The 22080-nt window shown below is 68.3% G+C and carries 20 protein-coding genes; 13 read left to right on the top strand and 7 right to left on the bottom strand.

Annotated features, from left to right (window positions below; all coding sequences use genetic code 11):
* Positions 1-91 precede the first annotated feature (91 nt).
* Entirely contained in the window at positions 92-427 is a 336-nt protein-coding gene (locus AC4OR5_RS13580; protein WP_003087031.1) for a hypothetical protein, read from the top strand.
* Here the strand turns inward: AC4OR5_RS13580 and AC4OR5_RS13575 are convergent.
* The gene (locus tag AC4OR5_RS13575) at positions 385-996 is read right to left on the bottom strand and encodes a tRNA-uridine aminocarboxypropyltransferase (protein ID WP_023095879.1); all 612 of its coding nucleotides are present in this window, start codon (positions 994-996) and stop codon (positions 385-387) included. The genes AC4OR5_RS13580 and AC4OR5_RS13575 overlap by 43 nt on opposite strands.
* Before the next feature lie 293 nt (positions 997-1289).
* Here AC4OR5_RS13575 and bdlA point away from each other — a divergent pair, with 293 nt between their 5' ends.
* Positions 1290-2543 (top strand): biofilm dispersion protein BdlA, encoded by a 1254-nt coding sequence (gene bdlA, locus AC4OR5_RS13570; protein ID WP_073646470.1) that lies wholly within the window; start codon positions 1290-1292, stop codon positions 2541-2543.
* Positions 2544-2546: 3 nt separating this feature from the next.
* On the opposite strand, the gene AC4OR5_RS13565 is transcribed toward bdlA, so the two are convergent.
* A complete protein-coding gene (locus AC4OR5_RS13565; RefSeq protein ID WP_003087025.1) occupies positions 2547-3440 on the bottom strand; it encodes a LysR family transcriptional regulator in 894 nt (297 codons plus the stop codon).
* Between the two features lie 207 nt (positions 3441-3647).
* On the opposite strand from AC4OR5_RS13565, the gene speB reads away from it, so the two are divergent.
* The 7 genes from speB to AC4OR5_RS13530 all read left to right on the top strand — a co-directional run bounded on the left by speB (position 3648) and on the right by AC4OR5_RS13530 (position 11902).
* Entirely contained in the window at positions 3648-4607 is a 960-nt protein-coding gene (gene speB / locus AC4OR5_RS13560; protein WP_003087022.1) for an agmatinase, read from the top strand.
* Positions 4608-4621: 14 nt separating this feature from the next.
* Complete coding sequence (locus AC4OR5_RS13555) at positions 4622-5041, top strand: YybH family protein (protein WP_003109911.1); 420 nt, start codon at positions 4622-4624, stop codon at positions 5039-5041.
* Between the two features lie 18 nt (positions 5042-5059).
* A complete protein-coding gene (locus tag AC4OR5_RS13550; protein ID WP_003087019.1) occupies positions 5060-6571 on the top strand; it encodes a purine-cytosine permease family protein in 1512 nt (503 codons plus the stop codon).
* Positions 6572-6664: 93 nt separating this feature from the next.
* Complete coding sequence (locus AC4OR5_RS13545) at positions 6665-8056, top strand: sodium:solute symporter family protein (RefSeq protein WP_003100479.1); 1392 nt, start codon at positions 6665-6667, stop codon at positions 8054-8056.
* A gap of 75 nt (positions 8057-8131) precedes the next feature.
* Entirely contained in the window at positions 8132-9733 is a 1602-nt protein-coding gene (locus tag AC4OR5_RS13540) for a 5-guanidino-2-oxopentanoate decarboxylase (protein WP_003122953.1), read from the top strand.
* Positions 9734-9746: 13 nt separating this feature from the next.
* Positions 9747-11129, top strand: a complete 1383-nt coding sequence (locus AC4OR5_RS13535) for an FAD-binding oxidoreductase (RefSeq protein ID WP_023106848.1) — start codon at positions 9747-9749, stop codon at positions 11127-11129.
* A 44-nt stretch (positions 11130-11173) separates the two neighbouring features.
* Positions 11174-11902, top strand: a complete 729-nt coding sequence (locus tag AC4OR5_RS13530; RefSeq protein WP_003082954.1) for an MBL fold metallo-hydrolase — start codon at positions 11174-11176, stop codon at positions 11900-11902.
* Positions 11903-11961: 59 nt separating this feature from the next.
* Here AC4OR5_RS13530 and AC4OR5_RS13525 read toward each other — a convergent pair whose 3' ends face one another.
* A complete protein-coding gene (locus AC4OR5_RS13525; RefSeq protein WP_003087006.1) occupies positions 11962-12096 on the bottom strand; it encodes a PA1414 family protein in 135 nt (44 codons plus the stop codon).
* A gap of 154 nt (positions 12097-12250) precedes the next feature.
* A complete protein-coding gene (ptrR, locus tag AC4OR5_RS13520) occupies positions 12251-13123 on the bottom strand; it encodes a putrescine utilization regulator PtrR (protein WP_003087005.1) in 873 nt (290 codons plus the stop codon).
* Between the two features lie 104 nt (positions 13124-13227).
* Between ptrR and AC4OR5_RS13515 the strand changes: the two genes are divergently transcribed.
* The gene (locus AC4OR5_RS13515; RefSeq protein ID WP_003133268.1) at positions 13228-14421 is read left to right on the top strand and encodes an MFS transporter; all 1194 of its coding nucleotides are present in this window, start codon (positions 13228-13230) and stop codon (positions 14419-14421) included.
* Here AC4OR5_RS13515 and AC4OR5_RS13510 read toward each other — a convergent pair.
* The 3 genes from AC4OR5_RS13510 to aphA form a co-directional block, all read right to left on the bottom strand.
* Complete coding sequence (locus AC4OR5_RS13510; RefSeq protein WP_003082945.1) at positions 14381-15292, bottom strand: DMT family transporter; 912 nt, start codon at positions 15290-15292, stop codon at positions 14381-14383. The two genes, AC4OR5_RS13515 and AC4OR5_RS13510, sit on opposite strands and share 41 nt — an antisense overlap.
* Positions 15293-15502: 210 nt before the next feature.
* On the bottom strand, positions 15503-16594 hold the full coding sequence (locus AC4OR5_RS13505; RefSeq protein WP_003082943.1) for an extracellular solute-binding protein: 1092 nt from the start codon (positions 16592-16594) through the stop codon (positions 15503-15505).
* 10 nt (positions 16595-16604) lie between these two features.
* A complete protein-coding gene (gene aphA, locus AC4OR5_RS13500) occupies positions 16605-17645 on the bottom strand; it encodes an acetylpolyamine amidohydrolase AphA (RefSeq protein WP_043080647.1) in 1041 nt (346 codons plus the stop codon).
* A gap of 209 nt (positions 17646-17854) precedes the next feature.
* On the opposite strand from aphA, the gene AC4OR5_RS13495 reads away from it, so the two are divergent.
* From AC4OR5_RS13495 to AC4OR5_RS13485, 3 genes are all read left to right on the top strand, one after another.
* Entirely contained in the window at positions 17855-20278 is a 2424-nt protein-coding gene (locus AC4OR5_RS13495; RefSeq protein WP_031685999.1) for a DUF3772 domain-containing protein, read from the top strand.
* Between the two features lie 66 nt (positions 20279-20344).
* Complete coding sequence (locus AC4OR5_RS13490) at positions 20345-21286, top strand: class I SAM-dependent methyltransferase (RefSeq protein WP_058160574.1); 942 nt, start codon at positions 20345-20347, stop codon at positions 21284-21286.
* Positions 21287-21321: 35 nt separating this feature from the next.
* Positions 21322-22080, top strand: coding sequence for a nucleotidyltransferase domain-containing protein (locus AC4OR5_RS13485; RefSeq protein ID WP_058160572.1), 759 nt, complete (start codon positions 21322-21324; stop codon positions 22078-22080).

Genomic DNA, 22080 nt, shown 5'->3' with positions numbered 1-22080 from the left:
TAAGGAAGGAAAGACCGCGGCAGTCTACTCCGCCCATGCGGTCCCGCCAATCGGGCATACTTTTCTCTTTCGACAGACACGACCGACCGACATGGCCAGACTGCGCATCGCCGAACTCTTCGAACGGGAACCCTCGCGCTGGGGCGGCCGTGGCGACCCCTACCTCTGGCAGGAAATGGCCGGGCAACTGGCGGACGCGCCCTGGCCGGCCTCCGCCGCGGCCCTGGAACGCCTGCTCGGCGAGACCTTCGAGCGCCTCAGCGGCCATCCGCTGGAATACGATGCCCTGATCTACCTCGCGCGCCACGCCCACGGCGGCATGTCCAGCGGCATGGTCAGCCCGGAGTTCTGGCGCGAAACGGCAATCCCGGAACTGCTCGACCGCTATCGGCGGCGGCGCTCCTGGCTGAGATGGTTGCGCCGGTAGGTATCCTCCCCCATCGCCGCGATCTGCCCCTCGATCAGGGCATCGAACGGTTTCAGCAAGGCTTCGTGGGTACGCGGCGCCTCCAGTTCGTCGAGCGCCGCAGCGATTGCTTCGATGGTCGACAGCGCGCCCTCTCCCGGCGCCTTGCGCAGGCGATAACGCGACGCCATGCCTTCGGCCAGGCTCACCCGCGGCAGGGCCGCCAGGGCCGGGTTCAGGTGCAGCAGCTTACGCGCCTTGCGCCAGGTGCCGTCCGGCACCACCAGCAGGAGGGGCTCGCCGGCGGCCTCGGCGGCCATCCCCGCCAGCGCTCGCGCCTGCTCGCCGGGAAACAGCAGGCAGGCCCGGTAGCCCGGCACTCGCCAGGTCTCCTCGGCGAAACGCTCGCCGACCCGCAATTCCGCATTGCGCAAGCCGAGCACGGCCAACCCTGCGGTATTCAGCGCGTGCCCGACCTCGCTGGGGTGCTGCAGGACCAGCACCCGCGTACGCGACGGCAAGGAGGGAATCAATGCGCAGAGGCAGTGGCTGGCGGGGCGAGCGCAACGCTCGCAGCGGATACGTGACATGGGACGACTCCTGGAAGGGGCCCAGTGTGCCACAGGCGGAGAGGCATTCTCTCGCTCGCAAAAACGTCATATTTCCGACGAATGGCAGCAACTTTCTTCACCCATTAAGAATAACGACGAATTTTTGTCGTTCGATGAAAAAATACAATCGTCCCGCCCTCTCAACTCCCGTCCGTCCGCGCCGAAGACTGGGATGAGCCCCTCTCTATCCAAGGATGTTTCTCATGTTCACTCGCAAGTACCGACAGATGAACGCCGACTTGCAACAGCAACTCGCCGCCGAGCGCCTGCACATGGCAGCGCTGGACCGCTCCATGGCGCGCGTGGAGTTCGACCCCGACGGCAACATCACCGATGCCAATGAGAATTTCCTGACCCTGCTGGGCTACCGCCGCGACGAGATCCTCGGCAAACCGCATCGCCAGCTTTGCGACGGCGCCTACGCGCAATCGGAAGACTACCGGCGCTTCTGGGAACGCCTGCGGCGCGGCGAACACTTTTCCGGCCGCTGCAAGCGCATTACCCGCGAGGGCCGGCCACTCTGGCTGGAAGCCACCTACAACCCCGTACGCGACGGGCAGGGTCGACTGCTCAAGGTGGTCAAGTACGCCAGCGACATCGATGCCATCGTCCACCAGGAACACGAGATGCAGAGCAAGCTGGATGCCCTGTCCCGCTCGATGGCGATGATCGAGTTCGACCTCGACGGCAATGTCCTCGCGGCCAACGACAACTTCCTCGCCACCATGGGCTATGGCCGAGCCGAGCTGGCCAGCGCCAACCACCGCCAGTTCTGCGAACCGGGCTACCGCGACGGCCCGCAGTACGCCGACCTCTGGCGCCGCCTGAACCGCGGCGAGTACGTTACCGGGCAGTTCCGCCGGGTCCACCGCAACGGCCAGCCGGTCTGGCTGGAAGCCAGCTACAACCCGGTCTACGACGCCGACGGCAAGCTGTTCAAGGTGGTCAAGTTCGCCAGCGACGTCAGCGACCGCATGCGCCGCTACCAGGCCGAGGCGGACAACGCCCACCAGGCCCACACCCTATCCACCGAGACCCGCACCGTCGCCGAACACGGCGCGCTGATCATCCAGAGCGCGGTGGAGGAAATGCTCAAGATCGCGAATACCCTGGATGCTTCCTCGCTGAACATCGGCGAACTGTCACAGCACTCGCAACAGATCACCTCGATCGTCAACACCATCCGCGAGATCGCCGAGCAGACCAACCTGCTCGCCCTCAATGCCGCCATCGAGGCCGCCCGCGCCGGCGACCAGGGTCGCGGCTTCGCCGTGGTGGCCGACGAGGTGCGGCAACTGGCGGAGCGCACCAGCAAGTCGACCAAGGAGATCGCCGACATGATCGGTCGCATCCAGACCGGCACCCGCAGCGTCATCGACGACATGCAGCACAGCCAGGAACAGGCGCGGCGCGGCGTGGAGCTGGCCAACGAGGCCGGCACGGCGATCCTCGGCATCCGCGAGAGCACGCACAAGGTGGTAGAGGCGGTGCAGCAGTTCTCGCGCACCCTCAACGCCGATCTCTAGGGCTCAGGCCAGGCTCATCTGCGTCCGCAACTGGTCGCGGAAGGCCTGGATCAGCGGCTCGCGCGAGCGGCCGCGGCGGAGGATCAGGGAGAATGGCGCCTGGTAGCCGAAGGTCGCCGGCAGCAGGGCGCGCAGACGGCCCTGCTCGACCCACGGGTGGGCGTAGTGCTCCGGCAGGTAGCCGATGTAGCCGCCGGACAGGATCAGGATCAGTTGCGCCTCCATGCTCTCCACCGTCCCCGCGCTGTGCTTGAAGCCGTGCCGGGCCAGCTCGGCCTGGCTCCAGTAGCCGCGGCCGACCATGCGTTGCTGGGTGATCAGGTCGGCGGGAATCCTCCGCCCGTCGAACAGCGGATGCCGGTCGCTGCAGTACAGCCAGTGCTGTTCGCGGTACAGCGGCTGGTAGACCAGTCCGTTCATGCGACTGGAAAAGGCGCCGATGGCCAGGTCCTGGCGGTTCTCCAGCACGCTCAGTTGCAGTTCGTAGGGGCTCTGCACCAGCAGGTGCAGGTGCACCGCCGGGTGTTCGCGGCTGAAGGCGCCGATCACCTCGGCCAGCGGCAGCGCCGGGTCGCTCACCGTGGAATCGAGCACACCGAGGTTCAGGGTGCCGCGCAGCTCGCCCTTCAACGCCAGCGCGTAGCGTCCGAAGCCTTCCAGTTCGCCGAGGATGCGCAGGGTCTCCTGGTGGAACAGCTCGCCCTTGCTGGTCAGGCTGAAGCCGCCGCGGCCACGGTGGCAGAGCACGATGCCGAGCTGGTTCTCCAGTTGGCTCATGTAGGTGCTGATCGCCGAGGTCGACAGGTTCAACTCCTGCTGGGCGGCGGCGAAGCCCTGGTGGCGCACCACCGCGGCGAAGATGCGCAACAGGCGCAGGTCGGGCAAGGCGTTGGACACGGCGACTCCGGTTTGCGGGGCGAGGATTTCGAACTGCGGGCCGAGGCAAAGGCCGCCGTCCGGGCTCGGCGGCGAAGTCTAGCCGCTTCGCCATTAGTTTAGAAATCTCTGAACTGATTATTTGTAGCCAGCGATTTGACTCGCTACCGGCTGTGAAGAGAATCCGTCCGACCCCTAAAACAACCACAACGACCGTGAGGCCACCCCGTGGACAAGAATCTCCACCAGCCCCTGGGCGGCAATGAAATGCCCCGCTTCGGCGGCATCGCCACCATGATGCGCCTGCCCCATGTCCAGTCCCCCGCCGAACTCGACGCCCTCGATGCCGCCTTCGTCGGCGTGCCCCTCGACATCGGCACCTCGCTGCGCTCCGGTACCCGCTTCGGCCCCCGCGAGATCCGCGCCGAATCGGTGATGATCCGTCCCTACAACATGGCCACCGGCGCCGCCCCCTTCGACTCGCTGAACGTGGCGGACATCGGCGACGTCGCGATCAATACCTTCAACCTGCTGGAAGCCGTGCGCATCATCGAGCAGGAATACGACCGCATCCTCGGTCACGGCATCCTCCCGCTGACCCTCGGCGGCGACCACACCATCACCCTGCCGATCCTCCGCGCGATCAAGAAGAAGCACGGCAAGGTCGGCCTGGTCCACATCGACGCCCACGCCGACGTCAACGACCACATGTTCGGCGAGAAGATCGCCCACGGCACCACCTTCCGCCGCGCGGTGGAAGAAGACCTGCTGGATTGCGACCGCGTGGTGCAGATCGGCCTGCGCGCCCAGGGCTACACCGCCGAGGACTTCAACTGGAGCCGCAAGCAGGGCTTCCGCGTGGTGCAGGCCGAAGAGTGCTGGCACAAGTCGCTGGAGCCGCTGATGGCCGAGGTCCGCGAGAAGGTCGGCGGCGGCCCCGTCTACCTGAGCTTCGACATCGACGGCATCGACCCGGCCTGGGCGCCCGGCACCGGCACCCCGGAAATCGGCGGCCTGACCACCATCCAGGCGATGGAAATCATCCGTGGCTGCCAGGGCCTGGACCTGGTCGGCTGCGACCTGGTCGAAGTCTCGCCGCCCTACGACACCACCGGCAACACTTCGTTGCTGGGCGCCAACCTGCTCTATGAAATGCTCTGCGTCCTCCCGGGCGTGGTGCGTCGCTGAGCCGTAGCGCGACCATGACCGACGACCGCGTCGAACAGGTGCTGGAGGCCGCCCGCCGACTGGTGGCGGCCTTCGCCCGCAACGATGCCGAGGCCTATTTCGCCGCCTTCAGCGAGGACGCCAGCTTCATCTTCCACAACTGGCCTCAGCCGCTGCGCTCGCGCGCGGCCTACCGCGAGTTGTGGGAGCGCTGGCGACGCGAGGACGGCTTCGAAGTGCTGGCGTGCGAATCCAGCAATACCTGCGTCAGCCTGCAAGGCGACCTGGCGATCTTCAGCCACGACGTCGCCACCCGGCTGCGCCTCCAGGGAACGGAAAGCCTGAACCGGGAACGGGAAACCATCCTGTTCCGCCTAGAACAACAAGAAGGCCGTTGGCTGGCCTGCCATGAGCACTTGTCGGCGATGCCGGAGTACCTGCCATCGACTAGCTAGCTCTCCCGGGAGAACGTCATGGATAACAACAATAACCAACACGCAATCACACGCATCGAAACCTTCGGGGTCGAACAGATTCCCGACCACGAACGCAACGCCACGCCGGTCGATCTGTTCCGCATGATCTTCGGCGGCGCCAATACCTTCGCCACCGCCGTGCTCGGCAGCTTTCCGGTGCTCTTCGGGCTGTCCTTCCAGGCCGGGCTGTGGGCGATCCTGCTGGGCGTCACGCTGGGCGCGCTGATCCTCGCCCCGATGGGCCTGTTCGGCCCGCTCAACGGCACCAACAACGCGGTCTCCTCCGGCGCGCACTTCGGCGTGCACGGGCGCATCGTCGGCTCCTTCCTCTCGCTGCTGACCGCCATCGCCTTCTTCTCGCTCTCGGTATGGAGTTCCGGCGACGCCCTGGTCGGCGGCGCCCGGCGCCTGGTCGGCCTGGAAGAGAGCGAACTGAACCTGGGCCTGGCCTACGGCCTGTTCGCCGTGCTGGTGCTGACCGTATGCATCTACGGCTTCCGCTTCATGCTGCTGGTCAACAGGATCGCCGTGTGGGCCGCCAGCCTGCTGTTCCTGCTCGGCCTGTTCGCCTTCGCCGGCCCCTTCGACGCCGCCTACGCCGGCAGCGTGCAGCTCGGCCAGCCGGGCTTCTGGGCCGCCTTCATCGGCGCCACCCTGCTGGCCATGAGCAACCCGATCTCCTTCGGCGCCTTCCTGGGCGACTGGGCCCGCTACATCCCCCGCCAGACCTCGCAGGCACGGATCATGCTGGCGGTGATCGGCGCGCAGCTGGCGACCCTGGTTCCCTTCCTGTTCGGCCTCGCCACCGCGACCATCGTCGCCGTCCGCGCGCCGGACTACATCGCCGCCAACAACTACGTCGGCGGCCTGCTGGCCATCGCTCCCGGCTGGTTCTTCCTGCCGGTATGCCTGATCGCGGTGATCGGCGGCATGTCCACCGGCACCACTTCGCTGTACGGCACCGGGCTGGACATGTCCAGCGTGTTCCCGCGCCTGCTCTCGCGGGTGCAGGCCACGGTGCTGATCGGAGTCGCCTCGATCGGCTTCATCTTCGTCGGCCGCTTCGCCTTCAACCTGGTGCAGAGCGTCTCCACCTTCGCCGTGCTGATCGTCACCTGCACCACCCCGTGGATGGTGATCATGCTGATCGGCCTGCTGACCCGTCGCGGCTTCTACCGCCCGGACGACCTGCAGGTGTTCACCCGCGGCCAGCGCGGCGGCGCCTACTGGTTCGAGCACGGCTGGAACTGGCGCGGAATGGGCGCCTGGATTCCCAGCGCGGCAGCCGGCCTGGCCTTCGTCAACCTGCCGGGGCAATTCGTCGGTCCGCTCGGCGAACTGGCCGGCGGCATCGACCTCAGCCTGCCGGTCGCCCTCGGCCTGGCCGCCCTGCTCTACCTGGCACTGCTGCGCCTGTTCCCGGAACCGCCTTGCGTCTATGGCCCGCAAGGACCGCGCTGGGTGCGCGCGCACGGCACGCGGAGGGCCCCTGCGATAGCCACCGCCTGAGGCGGGGTACACACACGGCGGGACGCCAGCGTCCCGCGCTTCCGGCGCCTCGCCGGATACAACAATGACAATGAGAAACTTGGGAGACCTGATATGGCCCTCGACATATTCGTCGTTCTGATCTACGCCGCGGGCATGATCGCGCTGGGCTGGTACGGCATGCGCCGCGCCAAGACCCGCGACGACTACCTGGTGGCCGGCCGCAACCTCGGCCCCGGCTTCTACCTGGGAACCATGGCCGCCACCGTCCTCGGCGGCGCCTCCACCATCGGCACCGTGCGCCTGGGCTACGTCCATGGCATCTCCGGCTTCTGGCTGTGCGGCGCGATCGGCCTCGGCATCGTCGGCCTCAGCCTGTTCCTGGCCAAGCCGCTGCTGAAGCTGAAGATCTACACCGTCACCCAGGTCCTGGAGCGTCGCTACAACCCCGCCGCGCGCCACGCCAGCGCCCTGATCATGCTGGTCTACGCACTGATGATCGGCGCCACCTCGACCATCGCCATCGGCACCGTCATGCAGGTCCTGTTCGGCCTGCCGTTCTGGGTCTCGATCCTGATCGGTGGCGGCGTCGTGGTGCTCTACTCCACCATCGGCGGCATGTGGTCGCTGACCCTGACCGACATCGTGCAGTTCCTGATCATGACCGTCGGCCTGGTGTTCCTGCTGATGCCGCTGTCGATCAACGACGCCGGCGGCTGGGACGCCCTGGTGGCCAAGCTGCCGGCCAGCTACTTCGACTTCACCGCGATCGGCTGGGACACCATCGTCACCTACTTCCTGATCTACTTCTTCGGCATCTTCATCGGCCAGGACATCTGGCAGCGGGTGTTCACCGCCCGCAGCGAGACCGTGGCCAAGGTCGCCGGCTCCGCCGCCGGTATCTACTGCGTGCTCTACGGCATGGCCGGGGCGCTGATCGGGATGGCCGCCAAGGTCCTGCTGCCGGACCTGGAGAACGTCAACAACGCCTTCGCCAGCGTGGTCGAGCACAGCCTGCCGAACGGCATCCGCGGCCTGGTCATCGCCGCCGCCCTGGCGGCGCTGATGTCCACCGCCAGCGCCGGCCTGCTGGCGGCGTCCACCACCGTCACCCAGGACCTGCTGCCGCGCCTGCGCCGCGGCCGCGGCCAGTCCGACAACGGCGACGTGCACGAGAACCGCATCGCCACCCTGCTGCTGGGCCTGGTAGTGCTCGGCATCGCCCTGGTGGTCAGCGACGTGATCAGCGCCCTGACCGTGGCCTACAACCTGCTGGTAGGTGGCATGCTGATCCCGCTGATCGGCGCGATCTACTGGAAGCGCGCCACCACCGCCGGCGCCATCACCAGCATGACCCTGGGCTTCCTTACCGTGCTGGTGTTCATGATCAAGGACGGCCTCGACGCGAATACGCCGATCTACTACAGCCTGGCGGTCGGCCTGCTCAGCTTCGTCCTGGTCAGCCTGTTCTCGCGGCGCCCGACGGGTGTCGCCAGCGCCGCCTGAACCAGGCACAACCCCGACAGGCGAGGGACTTTCCCTCGCCTTTTCCATTCCCGAGAACATGAAAAAGGAACGGCCATGACCACCTGCGGCGAATTCCTCGTCAAGCAACTCGAAGCCTGGGGCGTCGAGACCGTCTTCGGCATCCCCGGCGTACATACCGTAGAACTCTACCGCGGCCTGCCCGGCAGCCGTATCCGCCATGTCACCCCGCGCCACGAGCAGGGCGCCGGCTTCATGGCGGACGGCTACGCACGGGTCACCGGCAAGCCCGGCGTGTGCTTCATCATCACCGGCCCGGGGATGACCAACATCCTCACCGCCATGGCCCAGGCCTACGCCGACTCGATTCCGATGCTGGTGATCTCCAGCGTCAACGAACGCGCGCGCCTGGCCCACGGCAACGGCTACCTGCACGAGCTGCCGAACCAGCGCAACCTGGTAGGCAACGTCTGCGCCTTCAGCCATACCCTGATGAGCGCCGAGGAGCTGCCGGCGGTGCTCGCCCGCGCCTTCGCCGTGTTCGACAGCGAGCGGCCGCGGCCGGTGCACATCGAGCTGCCGCTCGACGTCATCACCGCTCCCGCCGAACACCTGGCCCTGCGCCCACGCACCGTCGCCAGCCGCCCGGCGCCGGCCCTCGCGCCCTTGCGCGAGGCCGCGGCGCGCCTGCGCAACGCGAAGAAGCCACTGCTGCTGCTCGGCGGCGGCTGCGTCGAGGCCGCCGCCGAGGCCCGTGCCCTGGCCGCCGCGCTGGACGCGCCGACCGCCCTGACGATCAACGCCAAGGGCCTGCTGCCGGCCGACCACCCGCTGCTGTTGGGCAGCAACCAGTCCTGCGTGCCGGTACGCGAGCTGGCCGCCGAGGCCGACGTGGTGCTGGCGATCGGCACCGAGCTGGGCGAAACCGACTACGACGTGGTGTTCGACGGCGGCTTCGCCCTCGATGGCGAGTTGATCCGCATCGACATCGACCCGCAGCAACTGATGCGCAACTACACGCCGAGCCTGGCCATCCACAGCGACGCCCGGCTGGCCATGCGCGTGCTGCTGGCCGAACTGCCGGGCGGCGAGGCCTCGCCGGACAGCCCCGGGGCCCGGCGCGCCGCCGCCGTGCGTCAGCGCCTGGCCGAAGACTTCGCCGGCTGGTCGCACTATCGCCAGCTGTTCGCCGCGATCCTCGCCGAGTGGCCGGACGCCCGCTTCGTCGGCGACTCGACCCAGACCGTCTACAGCGGCAACCACCTGGTCGATCTCGACGAGCCGCGCCGCTGGTTCAACGCCTCCACCGGCTACGGCACCCTCGGCTATGGCCTGCCCGCCGCCATCGGCGCCAAGCTCGGTGAGCCGGGACGCCCGGTGGTCAGCCTGATGGGCGATGGCGGCCTGCAGTTCACCCTGCCGGAACTGGCCAGCGCGGTGGAAGCCAAGGTCGGCATCGTCGTGCTGCTGTGGAACAACCACGGCTATGGCGAGATCAAGCGCTACATGGAGCGGCGCGAGATCACTCCGCTCGGGGTCGATATCTACACTCCGGACTTCCTCGCCATCGCCCGCGGCTTCGGCTGCGCCGCCGAACGCGCGCGCGATCTCGAGCACCTGCGCGAACTGCTGCGCGGCGCCCCGGCGGACCGTCCGCTGATCGTCGAAGTGCTGCAAGCCGCGCCCTTCCATCCCTGACCCGGAGCCCGCCATGGACGATTCCGAACTCTACCGCTCCCTCTGCGAGATCCTCGGCGCCCGTGGCGTGCGCGACAGTGCCGCGCTCGCCGGGCAGGACCCCGGCTACCATCCGCAGAACCTCGCCGGAAGCTTCCTGGTCCTGCCGGAAAGCACCGACCAGGTCGCCGCCGTGGTGCGTCTGTGCCGCCAGGCGGGACGCGCCCTGGTGCCCCAGGGCGGACTCACCGGCCTGGTCGGCGGCGGCGCCGCGCAAGCCGGCGACGTGCTGCTCTCGCTGCGCAGGCTGAACCGCATACATCGGCTGGATGCGGCCAGCCAGACCCTCGACCTCGACGCCGGCGTCACCCTCGAACAGGCCCAGGCGCTGGCCGCCGAGGCCGGACTCGACCCCGGCATCGATCTCGCCGCGCGCGGCAGCGCCAGCGTCGGCGGGCTGGTCGCGACCAACGCCGGCGGCATCCGCGCCTTCCGCTTCGGCACCATGCGCCAGCGCGTGCTCGGCCTGGAAGCGGTACTCGCCGACGGCAGCGTCTACAGCGACCTGCGCGGGCTGCTGAAGAACACCACCGGCTACGACCTCAAGCAGTTGTTCGTCGGCGCCGAAGGCACCCTCGGCATCGTCACCCGTGCGGTACTGCGCCTGGAGCCGTTGCAGCGTCCCGGCGCCACCGCCCTGCTCGGCCTGCCCGACGTCGACGCGGCGATCGCCATCGCCGCGCGCCTGCGCCGCGAGCACGCCGAACGCCTGTTCGCCTGCGAGATCCTCTGGCACGACTACCTGCAATGCACCGCCGCGCCCATGGGCGACAGCGCGCCGAGCCTGGCGCCCTGCCCTCTCTACCTGCTGGTGGAACTGGCCGAGGACCGCCACCTGGATGCCGGCGAGGCGCTCACCGCCCTGCTGGAAGGCTGCTTCGAGGACGGGCTGGTGGAAGACGCCCTGCTCGCCGCCAACGAAACCCAGCGCCTGGCCATCTGGCGCCTGCGCGAAGACTCCGACGCGGCCATCCACGCCGGCGTCGACAGCCTGTCCTTCGACGTATCGCTGCCGGTACCGGCCCTGGCCGGCTACGTCGAGCGCATCCGGCGGCGCCTGGACGACCTGGTGAAGGGCATGCGGGTCTTCCTCTTCGGCCATTTCCTCGACGGCAACCTGCACGTCATGCTCGCCGCCGACGTCCCGCTGCTGCCGCTGCACCAGGCGGTGGAGGAAATCCTCTACGGCGAGTTGGGCGAATGCGCTGGCGTGATCTCCGCCGAGCACGGCATCGGCCTGGAGAAGAAGGAAGCTCTGGGTCGCTACGCCGATCCGCTGAAGCTCGCGCTGATGGCGCAGATCAAGGAACTGCTCGACCCCAGCGGACTGTTCAACCCGGGCAAGGTCATACCCTGAACGCCTATCCTTCTGGGATAGCCTTTCCACCGACAGAGACCGCGATGAGAATCGTCAGCCGCGACCGCTGGTTCGAAACCCGGCACTTCTACAACGGTATCAGCCTGATCCACGAGCCCTACGTGCGCCCCTTCTATCGCTGCAACATGTGGCATGTCCAGGGCCGCGAGCGCGACGTGCTGGTGGACAGCGGCTCCGGTCTGGTCAGCCTGCGCGAGCAACTGCCCTGGCTCACCGAACGACCGCTGCTGGCGGTGGCCAGCCACACCCACTTCGACCATATCGCCGGCCACCACGAATTCGCCGAGCGCCTGGCGCATCCGGCCGAGGCGGAGATCCTCGCCGCGCCGGACGGCGACAACACCCTGGCGCGCGCCTATGTCGGCGACGAGATGTTCGAGGCGCATCCGGAGTGCCCGCTGTGCTACGCCGAATACCGGGTGCGAGCAGCGCCGGCGACCCGCCTGATCGACGAAGGCGACGTGCTCGATCTCGGCGACCGCGTGCTGCAGGTGCTGCACACGCCCGGGCACTCGCCGGGCGGCATCAGCCTGTGGGAAGCGGCGACACAGACGCTGTTTTCCGGCGACATCGTCTACGACGGTCCGCTGGTCGAGGACGCCTATCATTCCAACCTCGACGACTATGCCGCCAGCCTCGCGCGCCTGCGCGAGCTACCGGTGCGCACCGTGCATGGTGGGCATTTCGCGAGCTTTTCCGGGGAGCGTTTGCGGGAAATGATCGTCGCCTGGTTCAGGAACCACGATCGATAGGCCAAAACCGGGACTCTGGCCAGCGCCACAGGCGGAGGCCAGAGCGTCGGGGAACCGGCTCAGCGACGTTGCCGCGCGGCGAGGCGCCGGCGTTGCTCGTCGTTTTCCACCGGGATGGGTTGCATGCGCGGGGGCTCGATCAGGCCAAGGGCGACACCGAGTTGCCACGCCAGGTTTTGCAGCCAGAGTTTCATGACAGGCCCCTTGTCCAAGGGAAGGAGAATCGGGCGACCTGACAAGTCAGGTCGCCCTAGGAAAGAGTAGACCGGCGTCCCACTCTCCGCACGTTCCACTCCGTCCTTGGAAACAACTTTACTGCGGGAAACCGGCCCCGGACCCTGACCTGAATCAAGCCAACGCCGATTCCCGCCCTTGCAGGAGACCGATCCAGGCCTTCAGGTTGGCGCCGACCATGCCCTTGCGCCAGACCAGCCAGGTACTCGCCCGGGCGAACGGTTCGGCCAGCGCATGCACCGCCACCGACTCCCGCCCCGGCAGGCTTTGCAGCATCGACACCGGCATCAGCGCCACCCCGCCGCCGGCCACCACGCAGGCCAGCATGCTGTGGTAGGACTCGATCTCCATCACCCGGCCCATGCTCACCCGCGCGCTGGCGAACCAGGACTCCAGCAGCAGGCGATAGGAGCAGCGCGGGCGGAAGGCGATCACCGCGCTGCCGGCCACGTCCTCGGGACCGCGCACCGGCGGGTGGCCATTCTCGGTGACCAGCACCATGCGCTCCTCGAACATCGGCAGGCCCTCCAGACCGTCGAAGTCCAGCGGGCCGTCCACCAGCACGGCGTCCAGGCGCCCGCCCAGCAGCGACTCGACCAGCTCGCCGCTGGGCGCGGTCTGCAATTGCAGGTTCACCGCCGGATAGCGCCGGTGGTATTCCGCCAGGCGCGGCGGCAGGTGGATCGCCGCGGTGCTGTACATCGAGCCGAGGGCGAAATCGCCCACCGGTTCGCCCCCCTGCACCGCCGCGCGCGCCTCCTCCTGCAGGGCGAACAGCCGCGCGGCGTAGTCCAGCAGGACCTTGCCGGCCGGCGACAGTTGCAGGCGCTGGCGTTCGCGGAGGAACAGGTCGACGCCAAGCTGTTCCTCCAGTTGCCGCAGGCGCGTCGACAGGTTCGACGGCACCCGGTGCAGGCGCTCGGCGGCGCGGGCGATGGAGCCTTCCTCGGCGACCGCCTGGAAGATCCTCAACTGGCCGAACTCCACGGTTAATTCTCCAAAACAGAACAAGTAATTCACGATTATTCATTTTTACAGAATTGCCGCAAGGCCTAACCTGCTGCCATTCATCCCCCGGCAGGAATCCGCACATGTCCCGTGATTTTCTTCGTTCGCCGCTGGTCGGCCTGCTCGCCTGCCTGCTGGCGCTGGTGGTCGCCATGGGGGTCGGGCGCTTCTCCCTGACCCCGCAACTGCCGCACCTGATCCGCGAAGGCCAGCTCGACCTGACCGGCGCCGGCCTGCTGGCCGCCGCCAACTACCTCGGCTACCTGGTCGGCGCGCTGGACGCGCTGTTCGCCCGCGAAGCGCGGCAGGCGCGCTTGCGCCTGCTGGTCGGGCTATGGGCCTGCTTCGGCCTGACCCTGGCCTCGGTCTGGGCCGAGGGCTTCTGGCCGCACGCGCTGCTGCGCTTCGGTCTTGGCGTGGCCAGCGCCTGGGTCCTGATCATGGTCACCGCCCTCAGCCAGCGCCTCGCCGCGGAAAGCGGCCGGGCCCGGCTGGGCGCGCTGGTGTTCGCCGGCCCCGGCATCGGGGTGATGGTCACCGGCCTGCTGGCGGCATTGGGCAACGCCCTGGGCCAGGACTCGGTGTTCATCTGGAAGCTCTTCGCCGACCTCGCGCTGGTCCTGATCCTCATGCTCCTGCCGCTGCTGCCGCGCCCGGCCGCACGCAGCGCCGGCCACGACGCGCCTGCAACGGCAAGCGAGAACGCCGGCCTCGGCCGCCTGACCTGGGCCTACGGACTGGTCGGCCTCGGCTACATCATCCCGGCCACCTTTCTCTCGCAGATGGCCGCGGCGCGTTTCCACGGGCAATGGCAGGCCGATCTGTTCTGGCCCTGCTTCGGCCTGGCCTCGGCCACCGGGGTAGTGCTGATCAGCCTGCGCCGGCAGCGCCCGGACGGCACCCGCCGCTGGCTGGTCGGCGCGCTCTGGCTACAGGCCCTCGGCGTGCTCGCCTGCCTGCTGCCGGGGATCGGCGGACTGGCCCTGGGGGTAGTGCTGACCGGCCTGCCGTTCCTCGCCGGCATGCAACTGGTGATGCAATACGCCCGCGAACTGGCGCCGCATACGCCGCAGCGCAACGCCGGCCAACTGACCACCGGTTTCGCTCTCGGCCAGTTGCTCGGCCCGCTGCTGGCGGCGCTCAGCACGCATTTCGCCGGCGGCCTGCAACCGGCGCTGGCGCTCGCCGGGCTCGGCCTGGTCTTCGCCGGCCTGCTGTTGCGCCGGTCGCACTCGCTCAGCGTCGCAGCAGGCGTCGCAGCCACTGCTCGCCGCTGACCAGGGTGATGCCGGCGAGGACCAGCGCCGCGCCGGCGACGAAGTTCAGGCTGAGCGGCTCGCCCAGCAGCAATACGCCGAAGGTGACGCCGAACAGGGGGGTCATGAAGGAGAAGATCGCCAGGTTGTTCGCCAGGTAGCGACGCAGCAGCCAGAACCAGCAGAAGTAGCTGGCGAACGACACCACCACGCCCTGGAACAGCACGCTGGCGGTGCTCACCGGGGTCCAGCGGACCTCGCCGAACTGGCCGCTGAAAAGAGCGATCAGCAATAGCCCGGCGCATGCCACGAACAATTGGTAGAACAGCGTCAGGCTTGGCGGTGCCTCGGACAGCCGGGTGCCGCGCACTGCCACCGTGGTCGCGCCCCAGGACATCCCGGCGAGCAGGCCGAAAGCGTCGCCGAGCAGCATCCGCCCATCCATTTCCGCCCACGACAGGCCTCCGCCGAAGGCCACCGCTATGCCGCCGAAGCACACCGCCACGCCCAGCCACTGCAAGGGCCGCAGGCGTTCGCTGGGAAGCAGGAAGTGCAGCCCGAGGGCAGAGAAGATCGGCGCGGTATAGAGGAACACCGACATGTGCGAAGCCGTGGTGTATTGCAGGCCGAGGGCGATGAACAGGAACTCCAGGGCGAACAGCGTGCCGGTCAGCAGGCCGGCGCCCAGGGTGCCCTGGCGCAAGCCCTCCCAGCCGCCGCGCCAGCACATCAGCAGGCCGACCAGGGCGGCGGCGATGCCGGAACGGATGGCCGCCTGCATGACCGGCGCGATGTCCGTCGCCGCCCACTTGATGGTCACCTGCTGGATGCCCCAGATCACGCAGAGCAACAGCATCGTCTGGAAGGCGAAGGCATCGGCGGACTTACGCATGGCGGACTCACAGGCAGGCATGGAAGGAAGCGGCCGCCAGCGGCGACCGTCGGGCAGCGCCATTATGGACAAGCCGGCGCGCCCGGTCGAAGCCTGGAAGCGACCTCCAGCGGGTCGTGCACGGCAGTTCCGGCCCGCTCGCCTGGCCTGCGGGGCGTGACGCATAGCGCCTGTGGCGCTATGCGTCCTGCGAACCCGCCATCTGGCCGCTCACTTGCCGGTCTTGATCTTGCTCCAGGTCCGCGTGCGCAGCCGCTCCAGCTTCGGCGGCAGCATCTCCACCGAATACAGCCTGGCCTGCACTTCTTCCGGCGGGTAGACGTTCGGGTTGTCGCGCAACTCCGCCGAGATCAAACCGTCCGCCGCCTTGTTCGGGTTGGCGTAGGCCACGTAGTCGGAGATCGGCGCCACCACCTCCGGGCGCAGCAGGTAGTCGAGGAAGGCGTGCGCCTGCTCGACGTTCTTCGCGTCGCGCGGAATCGCCAGCACGTCGAACCAGGCCGCGGCGCCCTCCTTCGGAATGCGGTACTCGATGCGTATGCCGTTCTTCGCTTCCCTGGCCCGGTTGGCCGCCTGCATCGCTCCGCCGGACCAGGCGATGGCCACGCAGACGTTGCCGTTGGCCAGGTCGCTGACGAACTTCGAGGAACTGAAGTAGGTGATGTACGGGCGCAGCTTCGCCAGGTGCTCCTCGGCTCGGCGGTAGTCTTCCGGTTGGTGGCTGTTGGGCGACAGGCCGAGATAGTGCAGCACCTCGGGGATCACCTCGGTGGGCGAGTCGAGGAAGGCCACGCCGCACTGTTGCAGCTTCGCCAGGTTCTCCGGCTTGAACACCAGGTCCCAGGAGTCCAGCGGCGCATCGTCGCCGAGCACCGCGCGGACCTTGTCGAGGTTGTAGGCGATGCCGTTGGTGCCCCACATGTAGGGCATCACGTAGCGGTTGCCGGGGTCCTTGCCGGCGAGCACCTTGAGCAGGGCCGGGTTGAGGTTCTTCCAGTTCGGCAGCTTGCTCTTGTCCAGCGGCTGGAACACCTCGGCCTTCAGGTAGTTAGGCAGGAAGCTGTCGCTGGGCACCACCAGGTCGTAGCCGGAATGCCCGGACAGCAGCTTGGCCTCGAGCACCTCGTTGCTGTCGTAGACGTCGTACTTCGGCGCGATGCCGGTCTGCGCCTGGAAGTTCTTCAGGGTGTCCGGGGCGATGTAGTCGAACCAGTTGTAGATCCGTACTTCCGGCGCGGCCTGGACCAGCCCGGCGGAAACGGCCAGCGCGAGGCCGGCCAGCAGCTTGCGAGTCGATTGCATGCTTCGCTCCTCAGCGGGCCGCGCCTTCGTAGCCCTGCAGCACGTTGACCGCGTTGATGCCGATGGCTTCCACCGCATAGCCGCCTTCCATGATGAACAGGGTCGGCAGGCCCAGCCGGGCGATGCGCTCGCCCATCCGCAGGTAGTCCGGCGAATCCAGCCTGAACTGGGAGATCGGGTCTTCCTTGTAGGTGTCCACGCCAAGGGAAATCACCAGGGCATCCGGGGCGTAGCCGGCGATCTGCACGCAGGCGTCGTCGAGCGCCGCCGACCAGAGGTCCCAGCCGCTGCCGTGGGCCAGCGGATAGTTGTGGTTGCAGCCCTCGCCGGCGCCTTCGCCGCGCTCGTCGGCGTAGCCGAGGAAGTACGGGTATTCGACCCGCGGATCGCCATGGATCGAGGCGAACAGCACGTCGTCGCGGCGGTAGAAAATGTCCTGGGTGCCGTTGCCATGGTGGTAGTCGACATCGAGGATCGCCACGCGCCGGGCGCCCTGGTCGAGGAACGCCTGGGTGGCGATGGCGGCATTGTTGAGGAAGCAGTAGCCGCCCATGAAGTCGCCACCGGCGTGATGGCCCGGCGGACGGCAGAGAGCGAAGGCGCTGCGGGCGCCCTGGCGCATATGCTCCTGGGCGGTCAGCGCGACCTGGGCGGAGCTGTAGATGGCCTGCCAGGTGCCGGCGGTGATCGGCGCCTCGGTGTCGAAGCTGTAGTAGCCCAGCTCGCCCATCAGCGCCGTGGGGATCGGCCCGTCGCGGCGCAGGCGGCGGCCGGGGAAGGTGGTGGACACCAGGTCGCCGCTGTGGCCTTCGGCGGTCCAGCGGGCCCAGGCGCCCTGGAGGAAGTCCAGGTAGGCGGCGTCGTGGATGCGCAGCAGTGGCTCGCGGCCGAAATCCTTCGGCGCGATCACCTCGCCAAGGTTCTGCGACTTCACCCGGGCCAGCACGGTGTCGGCCCGGCTGGGCATTTCGAAACAGGGTTGCAGCTTGCCGTCGACCAGTTCCGACTGGCCGAAGTGCAGACGATGATCGTCGCTGTAGACGCTCAGCATGGAGAGACCTCGCAGGTTTCTTGTTCTTGGTGGAGGGATTCTGCCCAGCGCGCGGTCGCGGCAAAACGGCGGCGGCGGCCAAAAAGGGATCGATATGGCCAGAATCCATGTCCCTTTAGCGCCGCCTGGCGATTATCGACGCGGGGAATTACTCGGCGTCCGCGCCGGTCCATACTGCTTGAGCCAGTCAGGATCGAAAGGGGGATTCGATGAGGCGCGCCAGCCTGCATATGTTGCTCTGCCAGTTCGCCATGGCCCTGGGCCTGCTCCTGAGCCTGGGCAGCGAGGCCTGGGCCGCCAGGCCGGCTCCGCAGGCGGCCGTCGACCTGGAAGCGCCGCCCGCCCTGGCCGAGGACGCCAGCCTCGACCAGCTCAACGCGCAACTCGACCTGATCCGCCAGCGCGTCACCACTGACGCCAGCGACGACCTCCTCGCCGAGTTGCGCCAGAGCGCGCTGCAAGTCCAGCGCCAGGCCGACGCCCTGCTCGCGCTGCGGGTGGCCGACATCGAGCGGCTCGACGATCAGTTGAAAGTGATCGGCCCGCCGCAGCCCGACGAGGCGGAAAGCCTCGCCGCCCAGCGCCAGGCCCTGACCCGGCAGAAGAACGCCCTGCTCGACGACGAACGCCAGGCCACCCAGCTCGGCCAGTCGTCCCGCGACCTGGCAGCACAGATCGTCAACCTGCGCCGCAGCCTGTTCAACTCGCAGATCAGCAGCCGCGCGGCGACACCGTTCAGCCCGAGCTTCTGGTCGACCCTGATCCGTCCCACCGACGACGACCTGCGCCGGCTGGACAAGCTGAAGGCGGAGGCCCTGGTCGCCTTCGACAGCGCCATCGCGCCCGGACACCGCTGGGCCTTCGCCGGAACCCTGCTGGCCACCGTGCTGATCTGGAGCTTCGGCCGCCGCCTGCTGGAGCGCATGCTTACCTGGGCGATGATCCGCTGGCTGCCGGAAGGCCGCCTGCGGCGCAGCGCCCTGGCCCTGGCGGTCGGGCTGGCGACCATCCTGACCATCGTCGGCGCGGTGTCGCTGATGCGCTGGGGCCTGGAAAGCAACGCCAGCCTGAGCCCCGACATGGCCAGCCTGACCGATCAACTGGTGAGCCTGGCGACCTTCTGCGCCTTCATCGCCGGCCTCGGCCGCGCCCTGCTGATGCTGCCGCGACCATCCTGGCGGCTGCCGGCGATCCCGGACAGGATCGCCAGCGCCCTCGGCCCGTTCCCGGCGATCCTCGCAGTGGCGCTGATGCTGGTGGCCACCGAGGAACGGATCAACAGCGTCACCGGCACCAGCCTGGCCCTGACCGTCGCCCTCAACGGCCTGACCGCGCTGGTCACCGCGCTGATCTTCGCCGCCGCCCTGCTGCGCTACCACCATGTGCGGCGCAAGCACGACCTGGAGCGGCCAGGCGGGATCGCCGGGCTGATCCCCTTCGTCGCCTCGGTATGGATCGCGGCGATCCTCCTCGCCCTGTTCACCGGCTACCTGTCGCTGGCCTACTTCCTCACCGGCAAGCTGCTGTGGATCAGCGTGATCGCGGCCACCACCTACCTGCTGATCGCTTTCTTCGGCGACATCTGCGAAACCCTGCTCTCGCCCAAGCACCCCAGCGGCCTGGCGCTGGCCAATGCGCTCGGCCTGTCGCCGCGCCACCAGGCCCAGGCCAGCACGGTGCTGGCCGGGGTCGGCCGCACCCTGCTGCTGCTCACCGCGCTGCTGCTGGCCTTCCTTCCGGTCGGCTCAAGCCCCAGCGAACTGCTGCAGGGCTTCGCCCAACTGGGCGAAAGCAGCAAGACCCTGGGCAACCTGAACATCGTCCCGCAGGACATCCTGGTCGCCCTGCTGCTGTTCGTCGGCGGCCTGTTCGCCCTGCGCATCGTCAAGCGCTGGCTGAGCGAGCGGTTGCTGCCGGAAACCAACATGGACGCCGGCATGCGCGCCTCGCTGGTGACCCTGGTCGGCTACCTCGGCTTCGTGCTCCTGGCGATGCTGGTGATGTCCACCCTGCGCATCAACCTGACCAGCCTGACCTGGGTGGTCAGCGCCCTCTCGGTAGGCATCGGCTTCGGCCTGCAGGCCATCGTGCAGAACTTCATTTCCGGCCTGATCCTGCTGACCGAGCGGCCGGTGAAGGTCGGCGACTGGGTCAGCCTGGGCGGGGTCGAGGGCGATATCCGGCGGATCAACGTGCGCGCCACCGAGATCCAGATGGGCGACCGCTCCACGGTGATCGTGCCGAACTCGCAGTTCATCTCCCAGACCGTGCGCAACGTGACCATGGGCAATGCCCTCGGGGTGGTCGGGGTGAACCTGACCCTGCCGCTGGACACCGACGCGATGAAGGTCCGCGAACTGCTCTTGCAGGCCTTCGCCGAACACCCGGCGATCCTCGACGCACCGGCGCCCTCGGTGACGTTCAAGGATCTCGCCAGCAACGGCCTGGTGCTCAACGCCAGCGGCTTCGTCAACAGCCCGCGTTCGGTGGCCGGCGCGCGCAGCGACCTGCTCTTCACCATCCTCGACCGCTTGCGCAGCGAAGGCATCGCGCTGTCCTCGCCACAGAGCCTGCTGATGATCCAGGATGGCGGTCCGGCCAGCGCCGCGCCTGCGCCCGCGACGCCCGATTGAAGCGAAGGGGCGGACTGTCCGTCACGCAACGGGTAGAATCCGCCCCTTTTTCAACGCCGAACCGTCATGAATCGCGAAGCCCTCGATACCCTCCTCCAGCACCTGCTCGCCGCGCTGTCCCCGGCGCCGGCGGAGACCCGCCGTCTGTTCCATGGTCGCGGCCGCTGCTGGCCGGGCCTGGAACAATTGACCGCGGACTGGCTGCAGGGCGTCCTGCTGGTGACTCTGTTCAAGGAGCCGCAGCCGGAGGAACTGGAGGCCTTGCGTCGGACCCTGGGGCAACTGACCACGGCGCCGGCCTGGGCTGCGAGCCAGGGCCGGCACCTGGTCCTGCAGCACCGCTACCGCCCAGACAGCGCCTGCGAATGGCTGTCGGGCGAGCCGCTGGAAACCTGGGACATCGTGGAAAACGGACTGCGCTTCCGCCTCGACCTGGGACGCAACCAGAACACCGGGCTGTTCCTCGACATGCGCCTGGGCCGCCGCTGGGTGCAGGAGCAGGCCGCCGGCCGCCGCGTGCTCAACCTGTTCGCCTACACCTGCGGCTTCTCGGTGGCGGCCATTGCCGGCGGCGCCAGCCAGGTGGTCAACCTGGACATGGCCCACGGCCCGCTCAACCGCGGCCGCGACAATCACCGCCTGAACGGCCACGACCTCGGCCGGGTGAGCTTCCTCGGCCACGAACTGTTCAAGTCCTGGGGCAAGCTGCGCAAGCTCGGCCCGTACGACCTGGTGATCGTCGATCCGCCGAGCTTCCAGAAAGGCAGCTTCGTCCTGACCCAGGACTACCGCAGGATCCTCCGCCGCCTGCCGGAACTGCTGGTGCCCGGCGGCACCCTGCTGGCCTGTATCAACGACCCAGCCATCGGCCCCGACTTCCTCCTCGAGGAAACCGCCCGCGAGGCGCCGTCGCTGCACTTCGTCGAACGCCTGGAGAACCCGTCGGAGTTCCCCGATGTCGATCCCGCGGCGGGCCTCAAGGCGCTGCTGTTCCGCAACGCAGGCTGATCGACGCGCGGGCGGCGTGCCGCTAGGCTGTCGGCATGGACATGCCCGATGGCTTCATCCCCCTGCCGCCACGCGTCGAACCGCAGGCGGCCTTTCGCCCCCTGCTCGACGACCTGCGCCGGACCCTGGCCCGGCCTCCGTTCGAGCGGGCCTTGCACAGCGTCTACCTGTACGGCAGCGTCGCCCGCGGCGAGGCCAACGCGGGGCGCTCCGACCTCGACCTGACCCTGGTCCTGCGCGACCCGCCCAGCCCCGAACTGGCCGCGCAACTGGAAACCGCACGCCTGGCATTGCAGGCGCGCCACCCGGAAGTCAGCAAGATCGATTTCGATATCGGCCACCTGGACCAGGCCCGCGATCCGGCCAACCGCGATAGCTGGGGCTATTGGCTCAAGCACCGCTGCCGCTGCCTGTGGGGCGAAGACCTGGCCAGCGCCCTGCCGCCCTTGCGTCCGGCGAAAGCCATCGCCCTGGCCCTCAACGGCGACTATGCGCAGGTGCTGGAAGACTATGCGCGACGCCTGGAAAGCGCGTCCTCGGAGGAGGAGCGCCGCCGCCTGCAACGGGAAGCGGCGAAGAAGCTGATCCGCTCCAGCGACATCCTTCGCGGGGAGACGGAGAGCGTCTGGCCGGAGACCCTGGAGCATTACCTGGCGCTGTTTCGCGCGCGGCACCCCGGACAGGCGCCGGCCCTGGAATATTTCAAGTCCGTGCTGGACGGCCAGGTCGAAGACCCGGCGGCGTTCATCGAGCGCCTGCGCGCGTTCAGCGCCTGGATGCAGCGCCAGGCGTAG

The sequence above is a fragment of the Pseudomonas sp. YA1 genome, assembly GCF_058680555.1.
This window is presented reverse-complemented; position numbering and strand designations above follow the sequence as displayed.